The sequence below is a fragment of the Corallococcus sp. CA041A genome (genome assembly GCF_003612075.1).
Lineage (GTDB): Bacteria > Myxococcota > Myxococcia > Myxococcales > Myxococcaceae > Corallococcus > Corallococcus exiguus.
In genome coordinates this window covers 1-479 of record NZ_RAWF01000606.1, presented here as the reverse complement: position 1 = coordinate 479, position 479 = coordinate 1, and the positions used below count along the sequence as shown (strand labels likewise).

The following is a 479-nucleotide window of genomic DNA, read 5'->3' as shown; positions in this document are numbered from 1 at the left end:
CGCGTGCGCAGCTGCGCGAATGAGAGGCGCGTGTCGAAGGCATCGCGCAGCGCGTCGCCCATGAAAGTCAGCAGCACGAGGGTCAGCACGAGCACCACGAACTTCGATAGCGAGATCCACCACGCATCCAGGTTGGCCTTGCCCTGAGCCAGCAGCTCACCGAGGCTCGGGGTGGATGGCGGTACGCCGAGCCCAAGGAAATCGAGGCTAGTGAGCGCAAGAATGGCCGCGCTCATGCGGAACGGCAGGAAGGTGATCACCGGTGTCAGGCTGTTGGGCATGATGTGGCGCCACATGATCTGCCAACTGGACAGGCCCATCGCTCGCGCGGCCTTCACATAGTCGAGCGAGCGGTTGCGGTAGAACTCGGCGCGCACGTAATCCGACAGGCTCATCCAGCCGAACAGCGACAGCAGGATGATCAGCAGCCCAAGGCTGGGGGTGAAGATCGACGCGAAGATGATCAGCAGGTACAGCTC

At 62.8% G+C, this 479-nt stretch carries 1 protein-coding gene; it reads right to left on the bottom strand.

Annotated elements, in window-relative coordinates; all coding sequences use genetic code 11:
* Positions 1 to 479, bottom strand: a 479-nt coding sequence (locus D7V77_RS42425; RefSeq protein ID WP_120581767.1) for an ABC transporter permease subunit, incomplete at both ends; no start/stop codon positions are given.